The sequence below is a fragment of the Kytococcus sp. HMSC28H12 genome, from assembly GCF_001816045.1.
Lineage (GTDB): Bacteria > Actinomycetota > Actinomycetes > Actinomycetales > Dermatophilaceae > Kytococcus > Kytococcus schroeteri.
The window spans coordinates 1-720 of the sequence record NZ_KV824580.1 but is presented as its reverse complement, the minus strand read 5'-3'; the positions used below and the strand labels follow the sequence as shown (position 1 = coordinate 720).

Sequence of the window (720 nt, the reverse complement as noted above, 5' to 3'; positions counted from 1 at the left end):
GACCCCCGCTCTGGAGCTGCGCGGCGTCACCCTCACCCACGCCGACGCGCCCCGCCCCGTGCTGCGCGGGGTGGACCTCACCGTCCGCGAGGGCGACCTCGCCGTGGTGGCCGGGCGCACCGGCGCCGGCAAGTCCACACTGCTCGGCCTGCTCAACGGGCTGGTGCCCCACTTCTCCGGCGGCACCCTGGCCGGCGAGGTGCTCGTCCACGGCCGCTCCACCCGCACCCACGCCCCGCGCGACCTGGCCGACACCGTCGGCTGGGTGGGGCAGGACCCGCTGGCCGGCTTCGTCACCGACACGGTGGAGGACGAGGTGGCCTACGGCATGGAGCAGCTCGGCATCCACCCCGAGGCCATGCGCAAGCGCGTGGAGGAGACGCTCGACGTCATGGGCATCGCCGACCTGCGCCGTCGGGGGCTGGCCGAGCTCTCCGGCGGGCAGCAGCAGCGGGTGGCCATCGCCGCGGTGCTGGCCGCCCAGCCGCGCGTGCTCGTGCTGGACGAGCCGACCAGCGCGCTCGACCCGACCTCCGCCCAGGACGTGCTCTCGGCGGTCACCACGCTGGTGCACGAGGTGGGGCTCACCGTGGTGCTGGCCGAGCACCGGCTGGAGCGGGTGCTGCACGCCGCCGACCAGCTGGTCTGGCTGCCCGGCGACGGCAGCGTGCGCTCCGGGGACCCGCGCACGGTGCTCGCCGGGGCCGACCTCGCCACGCC

At 76.5% G+C, this 720-nt stretch carries 1 protein-coding gene; it reads left to right on the top strand.

What is annotated here, in order from left to right; genetic code table 11:
* Positions 1–10: 10 nt before the first annotated feature.
* Positions 11–720, top strand: a 710-nt coding sequence (locus HMPREF3099_RS09085; RefSeq protein WP_141762097.1) for an energy-coupling factor ABC transporter ATP-binding protein, incomplete at its 3' end; no start/stop codon positions are given.